Source organism: Hyphobacterium sp. CCMP332, from assembly GCA_014323545.1.
Lineage (GTDB): Bacteria > Bacteroidota > Bacteroidia > Cytophagales > CCMP332 > CCMP332.
On sequence record CP058647.1, the window covers coordinates 1,890,007 to 1,906,657 of the forward strand.

The following is a 16,651-nucleotide window of genomic DNA, read 5'->3' on the forward strand; positions in this document are numbered from 1 at the left end:
TTTATTATTAATAATTAATGAAGCCGTTTTGAAAAAGACGGCTTTTTTTTTGCTAGAATAAAAAGCCAAGCCTTACAAAGAGAGATTGATCGCCGCCATTTCCAAATGAATAATCGGCACTTAAAACGGCCATATCGAAAGGTGCAAGCCAAACTCCAAATCCGTAACCACGGTGCCAATCATTAGTATTCTTAAATTTTTCAATTTCATTGCTGCTGTAAACCCTAGTGACATCTGTATCATCATCTGACCATACTCTGCCAATATCATGAAGAAGCAAAACCCCCAAATCACTAATAAGAAATTCATTTTGTATAGTGAAAAGTCTGAATCTGAGCTCCGAATTCTGATAAAAACTATATTCTCCTCGAAAACGATTTCTTCTGAACCCTCTTAATTTCTTTAATCCACCAATACTCGGTTGAAGAAAAAAGGGCGCTTTTCCTATAATTGCATCTCCACCAGCCCTAAGAGCAAGTACTGTTTTAAATCTATGACTTAGTGTAAAGAAAAATGACTGGTCGGCACTCAAGAGCACCGAATTTTCATTTCCATTTTTGACATCATAGAAATAATTGCTTTTCAGATTCAATAAAACTCCTCTTTCGGCAAATTTCTTATCATTTCGCGAGTCGAACTGATATTCTAGATATGGACCCGCAAATCTGAAATCTCTTAATAGGTCATCAGTTGTACTATCGTTATTTAAATCCAAAATAAATCGGGGGTCGTCGTCAAGATCTTCGTTTATCTCCGATTTGATATTTGCACGCTGATAATTCAGGCCAAAATTAAAATGATGTTTTTGATTTCTTGAATCTCCCTGAAACCCAATTTTTAGCTTTTCAGTATCAAATCGCACTCGGTAATATTGATTGTCTTCATCCAGGCGCTCCTCACTGAGCAGAGAATTATTACCTAATCCATAAAAAAATGTACTAAAACTTGGTGTTGAAATTAAGGCCTCAATGTTTAGGTCAAGTTTACCTGCTACATCGGTGAAAATACCGCGGTAGTTCACATTATAATTGGCTGATTTCGGGGCTATATTTCCCAATACGCTATGCTGGGTTTTGAATGGTTCTTTTCTAAATCCGTGGGTTGTATAAATAGGGCCACCACCTAAATAAATACCATCATCAGGGTTGTAATTAATATAAACGAAAGGCAACAATTTATTATACATAAATGCTCTTCGGTTATATTCATTTACTTCATCTCTATTGGCAGTTTTAATTTTTGTCTCAGCGCTCTTTTCGATTTTAGTACTTTTCTTTTTGTCGTAGACAATAGTTTTTTTACTCCATCCTTTTACTTTGGAACTATCCCGGATTTTGTCTTTTCCGCCCCCTCCAATGATTCTTACTTTTATTCCTTTATTTGCATTTCCTTTTAAATTGAATTCATCTTTACCTTTTAGTCCATAAAGTCGTATCTCTTTTGTAATCCCAAATACAAATTCTCTTTCGTAAAGCTTATCCTTTTCATTTCTCGATTTTTTACCAACTTCATAAACCTCGACTAGTGTATTTCCATTTTCCAATCTTCGGACCTCAAAACGATTCGCTTTGTTGGTACCCAAAACATTGACGGTTTTAGACAGAAAATTGTGATATTTTTCAGCATAGATTTCCAAATCATCCCTTCTACGCTTTAATTTTTCTATTATTTGATCACCTCTTATGTCATAAATTTCTTTAGGTAAATCTTTAATTCCAGCCTCTATGACTTGATCACTAAGTTTTTGTTGTAATGTATCCGCAGAAGCAATCCAGTCGCTTAAATCAGGTTCTGTAATAAAATACCGGTCAAAATATCTTGCATTAAAACTGAGGCCATTTACATCGCGAATTTCTGACTCGAAACCCTGAAATTTTGGAATACCCCATTTTCTGGATGCGAGATTTAATAATAAGCCGTCTGAATAAAAAAATGCCTGATCCCTATCTCTGGGAATAGGCCTGTAGAATTTGTGTTCATCATCTACCTTAAATTCTGCCCATCTCCATTGATCGTCATGTCTGTCCCAATCGCCCAACCACATATCAAAAAGTCGCGATTTCACCACCCATTTCTGATCGATTTGATGTTTCGCAGATTTTTGGGTTTTTTCCACGATATCAAAGGTGCTTTCAATATCCCTTGGACTGCCAAAGCTATGTACGTCTCTTCTTTCATGTGCGGGCCGTTCTTCATACAAATACAAGCCATTGGCAAAATCAAATTTGTAATCTCCCAAACGAGGGTCATCATTTAAATAAACCAATTTTGGATTGGTATGATAAACATTAGCAGCATCGGCCAGTTTTGGAACGGCAAAAGCAGCATATGGGTGAGAAGCGGAAATTTGATCATTAATAATTTCAGCAAATATTGTACCTCTTATTTCGGCAGGAACGGCATTTTCCGGATATTTTTTTATAGATCGCAATACATATTGTTTCTTGTCTGTGGTTTCCAGACGTAAAGAGCGTGTTTGCATACCCCCGCCTTTTTTAACAATTTCAAGTCCGCCAAATTCTTTACCCCAGTTAAACACAGGCACCTCTTTAATTTCAGTAACCCATTCTTTACGGTAATTTAAGCCCATTAAGCCAGGTCTTTTTTTATTGGCTTTTTTTAAATCTTTATCTGCTGAAGCGATTACCTTTTTATTCTCATAGTCGCTGTATTCCTTTTTTATTGTTACTGTATCTTTGGGTTTGGCGGGAAATATACCTTTTTCAAATAATTTCCGAAAAGAAGAATGCAGTTCAATTCTTAAACTGTGATCAGTCCCGTAAATGACTTTTGCATAGCCATTGGAAATTGAATTAAAACCTTCATCTGATTTGAAATTGCTGTAAGATGATCCGCTCAATGACCCTATTATTACCTGTTTGAGGTTTTCTATTGTTCTGTAATCAAGATGATCTTCGTTTGCTGAAATCAATAATAATTCCTGTGATTTGGATAACGTATTGCTAAGATAATTTCTAAAAAACCTACTTTTGATATTACTCAAATCACTCGGATTTCCAAGCAATTTTCGATAAGCTATATAAAAACTACCAAGAAAAGGCAGTGGTATATAATTGCTTTGGTTTTTGACTGAAAAAGGGAAAATATGGTGCTTCAGTTTAAACTTTCCTCCTACGGGCCCGGACGATGCTATCGGATTTATTGCTGAGAAAACAACCCGTTTATTTGCATTCCGTTTTAAAATTTCCTCGATGGCAAGAAGAAAGTCAACTTTTCTGGTATATGAACAGCCCTGATCTAGTTTTGGAACGTCGAAATCATTTAAGAGCCAATAGTCATTTATTAAAACCAGGGTTAAATTTTCATCAATATTAAGTTCATAGGGCCCGGGGCAGGCATTATCGGCTAACAAATAGTTTTGACCTTCGAGTGTTTCAGCAATTTCTGAATTTAATCTATCTATTGTTTTACTGGAATTTGAGTTATTACGGTCCCATTCTTCAAAACCCGGGATAAATACATAATTAATGCTTTCACTATGAGGTAAATCATTAAGAAAGCCCATTAATTTATCATCATCTTCACCCTCCTCAGAATCTATTCTGTGATAATCTCCTAAAAAAACTAAAGTCTTGGGATGAGAAGATAGAGCCAGGTCTTCAATTAGCTTAGAAAAGGCATTTTGATTTATAGAATCATTTTGATAAACACCTGAAACGAAATAGAATTCTTGCTTAATTTCCTGAGAATATAATTCAGGGTCGACAAACAATAAGCTTAATATGGTTAAAATTAAAAGTTTCAAAATGCCATATGAAACATGAAATCTAAATAAAATGAAATAAAAGCATTATAAATAATTCCAATATTTAGCTTGAAAAACAAGTAAAAAGATGGTTCCATTTGTTTCCTGATCGTTAATAAAATTTAATTAAATCATTAAAAGTCGGTTTCAGCCATTTCGAAAGTTATTAAACTGTTATGTCCAAACAATTTGACCTGATTATCCATTATTTTAGGTGTAAGCAAAAATTAAATCATGGATTTAAATCAATTGGTACATGCCAGCGAGATATTGGAAAATCTCAAAAGTATTGAAGATGCAATTCAGATTAAAGGTAAAACGCTAAGTAAGGATGGCAGAGCCAGAATCAATGAAATTATGGCAGATTGCTATCAAGCACTTAGCAAAAGCTGTGATTGTGATGATAGAGGAAGAAAAGAATTTATTCGCATTAATGCTTTAATTCTCGAATCCTGTTTGAACATCAAAGCATTGATAGGGTCGAAGTCCGGGTTTTCGGAAGTTATGGCTTAACCAAAATTGAAATATTACCTTTTAGAAGAAAGGTCTTTATAGTATTTTTCAAAATGAAAATGAGGATTTAAAATCTTTTAATTCTTCAAGAAAATTCTTTTTCTCTTTAATTAAATCAAGCAATTGCTTTTCATTTTCATCAATCAACACATCGCGCATTCTAATGTTTTGATTTACAAAAATATACTCAAGCTCAGGATAAAGAGTTTTTAATTTATCGACGATATGGTTAATCGAAAAATTATATTCCGCCAAATTATAAACACCCGGGGTAGGCCCACCATTAAGCATTGAACTTAAAATCCCTGCAAGTTTTTCAACATGTATAAATGCGCGATGTTGTTCACCACTACCGTGAATTGATAATCTTCCGGTATAATTGGCTTCAAACATAAATCTGTTTATCACGGCATCCAATCGTATTGCAGGATTAAAACCATAAACATTGCCGGATCTAATGATATAAACATCTTTCGTACTTTTTAGCCTTCTTATATGCTCCTCTCCTTTTAATTTGGAAATGCCATAAAAGGAACGAGGCACCAGGTCAGTGTTGAGATTTATCGGATCTGTGTGTGTGCCATATACTGATAAACTGCTTAAGTAGTATATTTTTTCGACATCGGATTCTTCAATTGCCATTGCCAATTCTGCTGTTCCCCAATGATTGACTTGTTCAAAACTATGTGCGTCAAAATCAGCATAGGGTGTTGTAACTTTGGCTGCCAGATGAATTACTATATCTGTATTTTTCAAAGCTCTTTTGAGCTTTCTGCTATCCAATATTTCTCCCTCAATAAAATTAACTCTTTGTGAGTCAATTTCTCCATTAAGGAATAAAGCATAATTTTTTCTTGACAGATTATCGTATATCCTAATCCTCGATTCCGGAAAATCAGATAGAATTTGGTGAATCATTGAATAGCCGACATATCCGGCTCCACCTGTAATTAGGATATTCATTTTCCAATAAGCTCAGTATGCAAACCGCACTCATTTTTTTTCAAACCTTGCCACCTGCCATCTCTTTCGTCATTATCTGCAAAAGACATTTTTCTTGTGCAAGGTTCACACCCAATGCTTAAATAAGTGCTGTTTTCAAGTGGGTGTTGGGGTAAATTATGTGTTCGAATATAATGCCAGATCATTTGTTTCGACCAGTTTATCATTGGATGAAAACGCAAGGTATCATTTACGCCCTTTTCTTCATATTCAAATTGGCTTCTATTTGCATTTTGATCCTTCCTTACACCGCTAATCCAAACATCGTGTTTCAACAGAACAGGCTCCATTGGAAGTGTTTTGTTGAAATAGCAACATTGATCCGGGTCTGTGGTATACATCAAATTTCCCTGAGAATTTTTTTGTCGTATTCTGGAAATGGGAGACACAAGATTTACAACATTTAAATGGAATTCATTTTTAATTCGATCTCTGAATTCCAATGTTTCAGGAAAATGATATCCAGTGTTTAAAAAATAAATAGGCAGACTATTATCTATGGAAGCTAAGATATGAAGCATAGGAAGGCTGTGACTTTGAAAAGAAGACGAAGCAAAAATTTTAAGTCCTCTGGATTTATAGTCCTTTAATTTTGCCTTAAATAGAGCAATTTCCTTTTCAATCAGCTCTTCAGTGTTCATTGATCTAATTTTTCTTATCTGAAATAAATTCTTTGTACATCATACTTGGTTGTACTTCCGAATTGTTGTGGTATTTGCCCTCCCGATAATCTTTGTATTCTCCTAATAATTCATGAAAATATACCTGGCAAACTTCCACATTTGGATAAATTTTAACCGCCTGAATGCAAAATATTTCCAAAGTCCAATGTCCTTTTGCTCCAACATTACCTAAACCTGCAGTAATATGAATATGTATGCCCAATCTGCCAACAGAAGAGCGCCCCTCTAATTTTGGTACAAGACCCTTTGTAAAGGTCTTTTCTACTGTTCTACCCAAATATAATTTTCCGGGTTGAAGTATCAAACCTTCTTCCGGGATTATGACTTTCTGAAATGTGTTTGGTTTTTTCATATCCAAAACTTCATCATCGTAAACCAACAGCTCGTTGTGAAGTCTTAGATTATAGGAATTCGGATTTAATTGCTTTTCACTGAAAGGTTCTATATCAATCTGGCTTCCCAGTCTTTTTTGTATTTCAAGTCCTGATAGTATCATTCTATATTTTTCTAAGAGAGTCTTTTAGAACTTGAAAGCTCGAAAAATAGTTCTTGCTTCCGGTACAATTGAGATTATTTGATTCTTCAATTATAGCATTTGTTCTTAGGCTGTCCAGTGGATAAAAAGTGAAATTTTTTGAAATTGGATTAGTTGAATCCGATATAATTCTAGTGTACAGATTTGCAAGTGCATCGCTTTGATAGGCAAGACCACATAGAAACTTGACAGAACTCAAATCTCCTTTTAATTCGTTTTCTGCAGTATAAGGGCTGTTAATTAAAAGATCGGTCATTGCCGGAATATTTGTAAGATTCGTATCTGTAAATGATTCAAGAGTTAAAGGAATTCCATACACATTTATTATTTGCTCAAGAGCTAATCCATTATTCACATATGACATTTCTCTTGCCATTAATGAAGCTAATTCCGATTCTCCTTGCATTAGAAGAATTGTAGCACTTGACAGAAAGATTTTACCACCGGGAACTGCAAAGATTCTGGCGTCCATACTGTCATCGATCAATAAAATATTCCAATTGTATTTCTCGGAATTATTTAGTCCACCCGAATTTAATAGGCTATCCTTAACCCTTTGCAGATAAGTATCGATAAATTCACTTTCTGTTACTACTGTGCCGTATTGCGATGGATTATCAATTATTTCTTCGAGTACGAATTCTGACAATTGCAATTCATTTTCGAGTGTAAATTCGGGTTCAGGATCACCTTCGGAACTTTCATTGCACGCAATGAGCATTAAGCTTAAAATAATATAATAGATTTTCCCCATTGATTTACAACGCTCAAATACTATTAAATAGCATATTTTATTTTGCCATAGAAACAGGCTGCGAAGTTATGTATTATTAATATAGATTGGGATTGACCTTGACAATTCTTTTGGTGAATAACAATTGACCGGTTGAATTTGAATAAGTGATAATATAATTGCCTGACCTTAATTCAGACAAATCAAGCTTAATTTTTTTTAAACCATGAGGGATTCTCTTTTTAAGCATAGTTATTCCTTCTGTATTTTGAATTGTCACAATTCCTCTATGATTTAAATTTTCATCATTTCTTATTGTAATATGATCAAGAAATGGGTTAGGGTAAACAAAGACTTTGGGTTTTTCATTGAAATGGTTTGCCGATATCTGGCCGGAATCAAGTTCAACTGTAAGTAAGGAACGGTAAATAATATCTCCTGAATTGGTATTATCACCATTGGCAGCATTAAATGCCCCCCAAAAAGTGACAATATCAGTTCCATCATTAGGTGCAGTCCAATTGAATGACCATGTTTTTGTAGCACCGGCTCCAGTGTTTCCCGATGATGTATGCGTAATAGATTTTCCTTGATTTGTAAATTTTGTTTCGACAGAATTAGTAATGTTCAAACTACCCAAAAGGTTGCCTGCTGAGTCTTGTGGAGAAATTTCAAAACCATACTTTGATCTTCCAAATTCCGAAACAGTTCCAGAAATTATATATGTATTACCCGGAATATATCCTGCTGCAGGAATATCAGAAGATATCATACCTGTTTGAAAAATGGCAGTTCCACTATGACAGGCCGGATTTGCACAAGTTCGTCCACCCCATTCTCCCGGAGCGCCTGTGTTTCCACCTGGAGAACCGTTGTTTTTAATATAGTAGCTTATATTAATAAAATTTAAGAAAACCATAGAAATTATGGCCAGAAACACAAGGATGCTAAAAGTTTTCATTTTTTATTCAATTTATAAATACTTGACTTTTAACATGAACCTTTCAAATAATGAATTGGCAGTTTTTGTCACAGGCGCGACCGAACCCATGTTAAAGCAAATATTTTATTCCCAAACTCAAAGAGAATTGTGAGGCACTGAAATAGTTGCCTTCTTCAAGTTCTATCATTTTTCCATTTTTCCGAATGGTAGTAAGCATAACAAGATTTAATGATGCTCTTACTCCTATAGAAAACCCGGTGGATATTTTTCTGTCAATTGCTGTGCTAAAGCCAATGCCAATACTTTCACCCTTGAACGAATGTTTTTCATTCAAAACATTAATGTTTCGATTTAAATGAGCTAATGTTATACCTCCACCGGCAACAAAATCCCATGTCGAAGAAAACATGGCATAAAAACCTTTAGGTTGTAAATAAAATATCTGGACTTCCTCTTCTACTTTACCAATATCCTGAAATACCAGCAGCGTGTCGTAAATGATCACATTTTCGATTGAACTGCTGTACCGCCCAATTTGAAATTCAATGCCAGCACCAAATCTGACATCCGGAAATTTTGATATTTCAGCATATAAGGAATGACCATTTCTGAGCGAGGCAAAAAATTTTTCATAATCAGGGCCGAAGTCTTTTAAGGGCCGTTCGAGAAAATAGGAATAACCAAAACCCAGATCAGCTCGCCATTCTGGCTGTTGAAAAATTATATAATTATTGCTTTTTCCATTTGCAGTCTCAATCACCCTATCTGCATAGAATATCTTTAAGGTTTTGTTTCTGGCGATTGAAAGTACATTTTGTATTGAAGAATCCGGGAAATGGTATTGAATATATTGATCGTTTAGATGAATAATTTTGCAAACAATTGTGTCATTTTCAGTATTAATGATCATATCCTGTGACCTTGCTTTAAAGCTCATTAAAAGAAGGCAGAGAAGAATACAGCTGTAAATAGGGTTAAAAAAGTATTTTGTCATTAATGGAGTGAAACTGACAATGGCTCTATTTCAAATTAAATATATTGGAAATAAAAATAGTATTATGAAAGCAATCTGGAATGACAAAGTAATTGCTGAGAGCAATGACACGGTAATCGTTGAAGGAAACCACTATTTCCCGGAAAAAGATGTGAAAAAAGAATACCTTAATAATAGCGATACAAAAAGTCATTGTCCTTGGAAAGGCGATGCTTCATATTATTCAATAAGTGTCGATGGTGCCCTAAATAAAGATGCAGCCTGGTATTATCCGGAACCTTCTGAGTTGGCCAAACAAATTAAAAACCGTATCGCTTTTTGGAAAGGAGTAGAAGTTACAAAATAACTTATCCATACTTTGGAAAGTCAATTGAATATTGAATATTGAGGAAAAATTTCAATTATGGATATTTTTCTTCAGTCCGAAACCTGGGTGGCATTACTTACTTTGACTTTTCTTGAAATTGTGCTGGGGGTGGATAATATTATTTTCATCTCTATAGTTTCTAACAAATTACCCGACAAATTACAGAGAAAAGCGCGTAACCTTGGATTGACTCTGGCATTGGTAATGCGCATAGGGCTATTATTGGGATTGAGTTATATCTTGAGTTTTACTCAACCACTTTTTTCATTATTTGAGTTTGAAGTAAGTGGCAGAGATCTGATACTCGCAGCCGGAGGACTGTTTTTAATATTCAAAAGCACTGTTGAAATACATCACAAAATGGAAGGCCATACTCCTGATAGCGCCTCAACAATTAAAGAATCATTTTCTGCAGTTATTATTCAGATAGTGCTGCTCGATATGATTTTTTCAGTTGACAGTATATTGACCGCCATTGGACTGGCAGAAGAAGTGATTATAATGATCATTGCTGTGGTAATTGCAATGATAATTATGATGGTATTTGCAGGGAAGATCTCAGAAATCATCAATAAACACCCTACGCTACAAATACTCGCACTTTCATTTCTTATCCTGATTGGCTTTATGCTTATTCTGGAAGGATTGCATCAACATATACCTAAAGGATATATCTATTTTGCAGTATTTTTCTCCCTCATCGTTGAAGTGTTTAATATCAGAATACGCAAAAAGAGAAATCCTTTGGAATTGAATAAACGCCTTCCGATGGAAGAACAAACATAAATGCTGCGATTTGGTTAGACTTTAAATGAAGCTAAAAGTAAAAACAATAGTAAAACAGCCAATATTAAAAGTTTGGGAAGGATTCGATGAAACTTTGTTTGTGAAACTGGCACCACCTTTTCCAAGTGTCAAACTCTTGCAATTTGATGGGAGCAAAAAAGGCGACAGGGTAGCTCTTGAGTTAAATTTTCTATTATTTCGACAAAAATGGATTAGTGATATAATTGAGCATAATGAAAATGAAGACCAGATTTTTTTTATTGACAAAGGAGTGATATTACCTTTTTTCCTTAAAACCTGGCAACACAAGCATATTTTAAAAAGGAATGGGAATGGAACTGAAATAATTGATGATATTCGTTACAGTACAGGAACTCTATTAACGGATATGCTTATGTTTCCTGGATTATATTTGCAATTTTTATATCGAAAACCAGTTTATAGGAAGATTTTCTTTAAATGATATGAGACATATTTTTATACTTTCTCTTTTATTACTCTTTCAGGGAATCATTGGCTTCACTTTTGGGCAATCCATTGAAAATAAAATAGTCGGGGAATGGTTAACAACCGACAAAGATGCCATAGTAAAGATGCACTACGGGAATAAAAAGGGTCAATCTGAAGATAAAATATATGGTCAATTAATTTGGCTTGAAGAACCCAATAATGAAGATGGTTCACCGAAAAAGGACAAAGAAAATCCAAAAGAAATCTTAAGAAAGAGAACCATACTGGGTCTTACAATTATTAAAGAACTTGAATGGGATGGAGATGAAGATGAATGGCTATGGGAAGACGGAAGTGCATATGATCCCGAATCAGGGAATACCTATAGTTTTAAAGCATATATAGACCCGGAACGGCCCAATATTCTGAATTGCAGGGGCTATCTTGGGTTTTCCCTTCTTGGACGAACAGAAGTTTGGACAAGGAAAAATAATTGAGCGGATATTAAAATATTAATCTGATATTCTATCTAGTTTTGTATCTCAATTGATGATTTATAAATTAAAGCATATTAATTTATTCACTCATATGATTTTGAATGAAGAATAAGTATATCGACCTCATTGACCAGACTTTCAATTTTCCTCAGGAAGAATTTACGCTGGACAAAAATCAATTAGAATTTCACGGCATTGACTTGATGGGCTTGGTGAAAAAGTACGGTACCCCATTGAAGTTTACTTATTTGCCTAAAATTTCAGATAATATCAAAAGAGCTAAAACCTGGTTTGCAGATGCCATGCAGCGACACCAGTATAAAGCGGACTATCATTATTGCTATTGTACTAAAAGTTCACATTTTTCATACGTTTTAAATGAGGCTTTAAAAAATGATATTCATATAGAAACCTCTTCGGCCTATGATATTAATATTGTTGAAACCCTTATCAACAATGGGAAACTGACCAAAAAGAGTTTTGTGATTTGCAATGGTTATAAACGCGATCAATATGTAGAAAATATTGTAAGGCTGATAAAAAAAGGGTTTAACAGAGTTATTCCAATAATCGACAATGTACAAGAGCTCAGTCTCTTAGATGAAAAATTAAACCAGGAATTTGAAATTGGTATAAGAATAGCTTCTGAGGAAGAACCAAAGTTTGAGTTTTATACATCTCGTCTTGGAATTGGATACAAGGATATTGTACCTTTTTACAAACATCAGATACTTGAAAAAGAAAATGTTAAGCTTAAGATGCTTCACTTTTTTATTAATACAGGGATTAGAGACAATGCCTACTATTGGAATGAGTTGACAAAATGTTTAAAGGTCTATGCGGATTTAAAAAAGGTTTGCCCGGATCTTGATTCTTTAAATATTGGCGGGGGCTTTCCTATTAAGAATTCCCTGAGTTTTGAGTTTGATTATGCCTATATGATCAATGAGATCATTGCACAGGTTAAAGCAATATGCGATGAAGAGAACATTCCGGAACCAAACATATTTACTGAATTCGGATCATTTACGGTAGGTGAAAGTGGTGGTGCAATTTTTGAGATTTTGGGTCAGAAACAGCAAAATGATCGTGAAAAATGGAACATGATCAACAGTTCATTTATGACAACCTTACCGGATACGTGGGCAATTAACCGACGATTTATACTTCTTCCTTTAAATCGTTGGGACAATGAATACGAAAGAGTGCTTTTAGGCGGATTGACCTGCGACAGCGATGATTATTATAACTCTGAGCAACATATTAATGCAATATATTTACCCAGATTCAGAAAAGATAAGCCATTGTATATTGGGTTTTTTAACACCGGAGCCTATCAGGAAACCGTAGGAGGATTTGGTGGTTTGCAGCATTGTCTAATCCCAACCCCAAAGCATATTTTGATCGACAGAGACGAAAATGGTAAATTAATCACAAAAGTTTTTGCCGAATCTCAGAAACCTGAAGACATGTTAAAAATACTGGGATACTGAAATGAAAACTTTTGCCGGAATACCCAAAGAATACCATCAATTAGACAATGCAGAAATAGTCTTAATTCCAGTGCCCTATGATGGAACAAGCACATGGGGAAAAGGGGCAGACAAAGGTCCTGAAGCTTTTCTTGAAGCAGCTGAGAACATGGAGCTATTTGATATTCAGACAAGAACAGAAGTTTATAAAAAAGGCATTCACCTGGCCAAAGCTGTTACTGAAAATGACAGTCCGGATGCAATGGTCAAAGCTGTTCACAATACAGCAAAATCATTTTTGGATAAAGGTAAATTTGTTACACTTTTTGGTGGTGAACATTCCATCAGTATAGGAAGCATAAGAGCTTTTGATGAAAAATTTGATGATTTGACTGTATTGCAAATCGATGCCCACACCGACTTAAGACCTGAATATCAAGGTACGCCATATAACCATGCCTGTGCAGTTTATGAGGCTTCAAAAAGAAATAATTTGATACAGGTTGGAATAAGAAGCATGGATATTGTGGAAATGGAACACCTTGATGAATCAAAAGTATTCTGGGCTCATGAAATTCACAAAAGTATGGACTGGGTAAACAGAGCCATTGAATTAATGACAGAAAATGTATTTATTACCATTGATCTCGATGCTTTTGACCCTTCAATCATGCCCAGCACAGGAACACCTGAACCGGGCGGAATGAACTGGTGGCAAATGGATTATTTCTTGAGCAAGGTAATTAATTCCAAAAGTGTAGTGGGTTTTGATATTGTTGAACTTGCCCCAAATAAAAATAACAGGGGCCCTGATTTTCTTTCGGCAAAACTTTATTATAAATTATTGAGCTACATATATTCTAAATAGAAAAACCATGTCTAAGCCAATTACAGAGTTTATTGAAAAATATTTCCTTCATTTTAACGCTGCCAGTCTGGTGGATGCAGCCAAAGGTTATGAAAAACACCTCAATGAAGGTGGCAAAATGATGATCACTCTGGCCGGAGCAATGAGTACAGCAGAACTCGGTAAAATTCTCGCCGAGATGATCCGGCAGGACAAAGTCAGTATAATATCATGTACAGGTGCAAACCTGGAAGAGGATTTGATGAATTTGGTAGCGCACAGCCATTATAAACGCGTTCCTAACTACAGAGATTTAACACCGAAGGAGGAATGGGACCTTTTAGAGAAAGGATTGAACAGGGTAACAGACACCTGTATTCCCGAAGAAGAGGCTTTTCGAAGATTGCAAAAGCATATTTTTGAGATATGGAAAAATGCGGATGAAACAGGGGAGAGAAAGTTACCGCATGAATACATGTATCAAATGATTCAATCAGGAGTGCTCAAAGAATATTATGAAATTGATCCCAAAGATTCCTGGATGGTTGCTGCAGCAGAAAAAAACCTGCCAATTATTGTGCCCGGATGGGAAGACAGCACCATGGGGAATATTTTTGCTTCCTATTGTTATAAAGGGGAATTAAAAGCCTCCACCATGAAAAGTGGAATAGAATACATGACCTATTTATCAAAATGGTATATTGAAAATTCGGGAGGGAAAGGCGTTGGTTTTTTCCAGATCGGTGGTGGAATTGCGGGTGATTTTCCGATATGCGTGGTGCCAATGCTTTATCAGGATCTGGAAATGGAAAACATACCGTTTTGGTCATATTTTTGTCAAATTAGTGATTCTACGACAAGCTATGGTTCCTATTCCGGGGCGGTGCCAAACGAAAAAATCACCTGGGGCAAACTGGATATTAATACACCTAAATACATCATTGAGTCAGACGCTACAATTGTAGCTCCTTTAATTTTTGCCTATCTCTTAGGGATGTGATTGCTTGAAATGCAAATCTGAAGCATTTTTATTATATTCATAAATCAACTTAATCTAAGAATGAATTATGAAAAGACTACTACTTCTTTTATTGACCTTTAGTTCAATTAACCTTTGGGCACAACAAAGGAAATTAGGGGTGACCTATGGTATAGATAAGCAAATCAATAGATCATCACAGGTTGATTTGTATTCCGCCCCTTCAGGCCCCTTAAATTATTATTTATCAAAAAGGAAAATAATAGGTCAGACCGCTAAATCAGGAGTATCTGTAGAAACCTTAATTGGTCATTCCGCAAATTTATTTACAAGTTTGGGCGATGTGAGAAACCTGTTAAGCTACAATCCCGATCTTGATTTGATGACATTTGTTCACAGACAAGATCCAGCAGAATACGGTAATGTAGGAAATTCCGGTTGGATGCGATATGCAGTTTCTTTTAATGCCGGAACAAGTTGGACTGAAAATAACGGATTACTTTGGGATAACATTGGAAGCACTGCTTCAAACGGAAGGTACCCTCAAGGGTTTATTTTTAATCCTCAAGGCAATACAATAGCCGATAGTGCATATCAGGTTTGGATAGGCCCTACACTTACGGCCAATAATGGTGCTTCCTGGGGAGGTATCGGTTTTGGCTCGCATCAGATTGGCGGTCCGGACTCTATATCAATGGATCAGGGAGAATTCTCTAGTAATGCTAACACCAAATATTTTATTCCGGACGGTGGCACATTTGCCAATGGAAAAATTTGGGCACTTGAGGCAGTTACTGATGCTACGAGTGGATCGTCCATTTATCAGGATACACTTGCCATTTATGAAGGTATTGTACAAAATGGCATTTTAAATTTCACAAGAAACGCAATGTTCTTTCCTGTAGACATGGGACCTGATTTACCTCAATCTTTACAAATAGCTTTTTCACCTGATGGACAAACCGGATATATTGCGGGTTTGGGAAGGTTGGACTCTATTGCATATCCATTAAGAGCAAATAATCTTATTTGGATGAAGTCAACTGATGGAGGTGCTACATGGTCTGCGCCTGCAGAAATCTATTTCGCAGATGACACATTAATTACAAATAATATAGGGGATTCGGCCGCGGCTCTAAACATTGCCTCAGCTCAATTCGAAATGGATTTGGTTGTAGACACATTTGGAAATCCTCATACCCTGTTTAACATTGAATGGAGACCGGATAACGATTATGGATTTACATATGTTGGTTTACCCTCTACAATTTGGCATGTTCACTCTTCGGATGGAGGTGCAAATTGGGATTTCAACCGGGTTTTCACCACTCAATTGAGATACGGCGGAATAGGCGATGGTGCCAATGACGCCTATCAACAAAATCGACCACAGCTTTCAAGAGATCCAAATGGAAGATATGTGATGATGTCCTATTTTGATACTGATACAACGCTTCTTATCAATCAGACACCATGTACCGGATTTAGTTCAGGCTATTGTGGAAACTCCGATAGATATATAACTACGGGCGGATACAATGTGGTCAAGGATTATTATGCGCCAATTAAAGTTTGGGATTTCTTCCTACAGGGTTCTTACTTATCAAACTTTGAGTGTATTTCAGAAATTGCTCCATTTGACGGGTCTACAATCACTATTCCTTATGAGTACATGAAGATTAGCGATAAGACGAATTATGTGTCACCTGTAGATCATTATTATGAAAATGGGGTAAGCTATACAAAAGAGGAGATGGGTGATACAAGTGCTGTAGCATTGAGCGAATTTCAAGAAAACTCAAAGGAGGTTAAAGTATTTCCAAATCCATCTAATAGAGAGCTCAATGTTCTTTTAAGAAATGATGCTAATGCTAGCGAAATTGTTGTGTTTAACAGCTTCGGCCAAATGGTTTTGAGAACTACTGAATTTGAAGAATCAAAGTCCGGTACAATCTACAGATTGGATGTAAGTCAATTAAATCGGGGCATCTATCTAATTAAAGCTGGTGAATCTGGAACTAGCATCAAATTCCTGAAGGAATAGAGCAAAATTAATAATAAAGAAAGTCACTTAAGAGAGTGGC

General features: G+C 35.6%; 16 protein-coding genes. 9 read left to right on the top strand and 7 right to left on the bottom strand.

The genetic code is table 11. The features are described from left to right. Positions 1-52: 52 nt before the first annotated feature. Positions 53-3,766, bottom strand: a complete 3,714-nt coding sequence (locus HZR84_08260; protein ID QNL21931.1) for a BamA/TamA family outer membrane protein — start codon at positions 3,764-3,766, stop codon at positions 53-55. A gap of 234 nt (positions 3,767-4,000) precedes the next feature. Here HZR84_08260 and HZR84_08265 point away from each other — a divergent pair, with 234 nt between their 5' ends. Beyond that, the gene (locus HZR84_08265; GenBank protein QNL21932.1) at positions 4,001-4,279 is read left to right on the top strand and encodes a hypothetical protein; all 279 of its coding nucleotides are present in this window, start codon (positions 4,001-4,003) and stop codon (positions 4,277-4,279) included. A 48-nt stretch (positions 4,280-4,327) separates the two neighbouring features. Here the strand turns inward: HZR84_08265 and HZR84_08270 are convergent, their stop codons facing one another. The 6 genes from HZR84_08270 to HZR84_08295 all read right to left on the bottom strand — a co-directional run bounded on the left by HZR84_08270 (position 4,328) and on the right by HZR84_08295 (position 9,112). Then, positions 4,328-5,242 (bottom strand): NAD-dependent epimerase/dehydratase, encoded by a 915-nt coding sequence (locus HZR84_08270; protein ID QNL21933.1) that lies wholly within the window; start codon positions 5,240-5,242, stop codon positions 4,328-4,330. Beyond that, complete coding sequence (locus HZR84_08275) at positions 5,239-5,922, bottom strand: phosphoadenylyl-sulfate reductase (GenBank protein ID QNL21934.1); 684 nt, start codon at positions 5,920-5,922, stop codon at positions 5,239-5,241. The genes HZR84_08270 and HZR84_08275 overlap by 4 nt, the downstream gene beginning before the upstream one ends. Positions 5,923-5,926: 4 nt before the next feature. Continuing rightward, positions 5,927-6,460, bottom strand: a complete 534-nt coding sequence (locus HZR84_08280; GenBank protein ID QNL21935.1) for a dCTP deaminase — start codon at positions 6,458-6,460, stop codon at positions 5,927-5,929. Between the two features lies 1 nt (position 6,461). Then, positions 6,462-7,253, bottom strand: coding sequence for a hypothetical protein (locus HZR84_08285; protein ID QNL21936.1), 792 nt, complete (start codon positions 7,251-7,253; stop codon positions 6,462-6,464). 76 nt (positions 7,254-7,329) lie between these two features. Then, positions 7,330-8,193 carry a T9SS type A sorting domain-containing protein gene (locus HZR84_08290; GenBank protein ID QNL21937.1) on the bottom strand — a complete coding sequence of 288 codons (864 nt, stop codon included), beginning with the start codon at positions 8,191-8,193 and terminating at the stop codon, positions 7,330-7,332. A gap of 91 nt (positions 8,194-8,284) precedes the next feature. Beyond that, positions 8,285-9,112 (bottom strand): hypothetical protein, encoded by an 828-nt coding sequence (locus HZR84_08295; GenBank protein QNL21938.1) that lies wholly within the window; start codon positions 9,110-9,112, stop codon positions 8,285-8,287. Between the two features lie 121 nt (positions 9,113-9,233). Here HZR84_08295 and HZR84_08300 point away from each other — a divergent pair, with 121 nt between their 5' ends. From HZR84_08300 to HZR84_08335, 8 genes are all read left to right on the top strand, one after another. Further along, positions 9,234-9,515 (top strand): DUF427 domain-containing protein, encoded by a 282-nt coding sequence (locus HZR84_08300; protein QNL21939.1) that lies wholly within the window; start codon positions 9,234-9,236, stop codon positions 9,513-9,515. A gap of 57 nt (positions 9,516-9,572) precedes the next feature. Continuing rightward, positions 9,573-10,322 carry a TerC family protein gene (locus HZR84_08305; GenBank protein QNL21940.1) on the top strand — a complete coding sequence of 250 codons (750 nt, stop codon included), beginning with the start codon at positions 9,573-9,575 and terminating at the stop codon, positions 10,320-10,322. Positions 10,323-10,347: 25 nt separating this feature from the next. Next, positions 10,348-10,785: a hypothetical protein gene (locus HZR84_08310; GenBank protein QNL21941.1), complete on the top strand. Its 438-nt coding sequence runs from the start codon at positions 10,348-10,350 to the stop codon at positions 10,783-10,785. 1 nt (position 10,786) lies between these two features. Then, on the top strand, positions 10,787-11,269 hold the full coding sequence (locus HZR84_08315; protein ID QNL21942.1) for a DUF2147 domain-containing protein: 483 nt from the start codon (positions 10,787-10,789) through the stop codon (positions 11,267-11,269). Positions 11,270-11,370: 101 nt separating this feature from the next. Next, positions 11,371-12,762, top strand: coding sequence for an arginine decarboxylase (locus HZR84_08320; protein QNL21943.1), 1,392 nt, complete (start codon positions 11,371-11,373; stop codon positions 12,760-12,762). Position 12,763: 1 nt separating this feature from the next. Next, positions 12,764-13,609 (top strand): agmatinase, encoded by an 846-nt coding sequence (speB, locus tag HZR84_08325; protein ID QNL21944.1) that lies wholly within the window; start codon positions 12,764-12,766, stop codon positions 13,607-13,609. Positions 13,610-13,616: 7 nt separating this feature from the next. After that, positions 13,617-14,588, top strand: a complete 972-nt coding sequence (locus HZR84_08330) for a deoxyhypusine synthase family protein (protein ID QNL21945.1) — start codon at positions 13,617-13,619, stop codon at positions 14,586-14,588. A 67-nt stretch (positions 14,589-14,655) separates the two neighbouring features. Beyond that, complete coding sequence (locus tag HZR84_08335; GenBank protein QNL21946.1) at positions 14,656-16,611, top strand: T9SS type A sorting domain-containing protein; 1,956 nt, start codon at positions 14,656-14,658, stop codon at positions 16,609-16,611. Positions 16,612-16,651 lie beyond the last annotated feature (40 nt).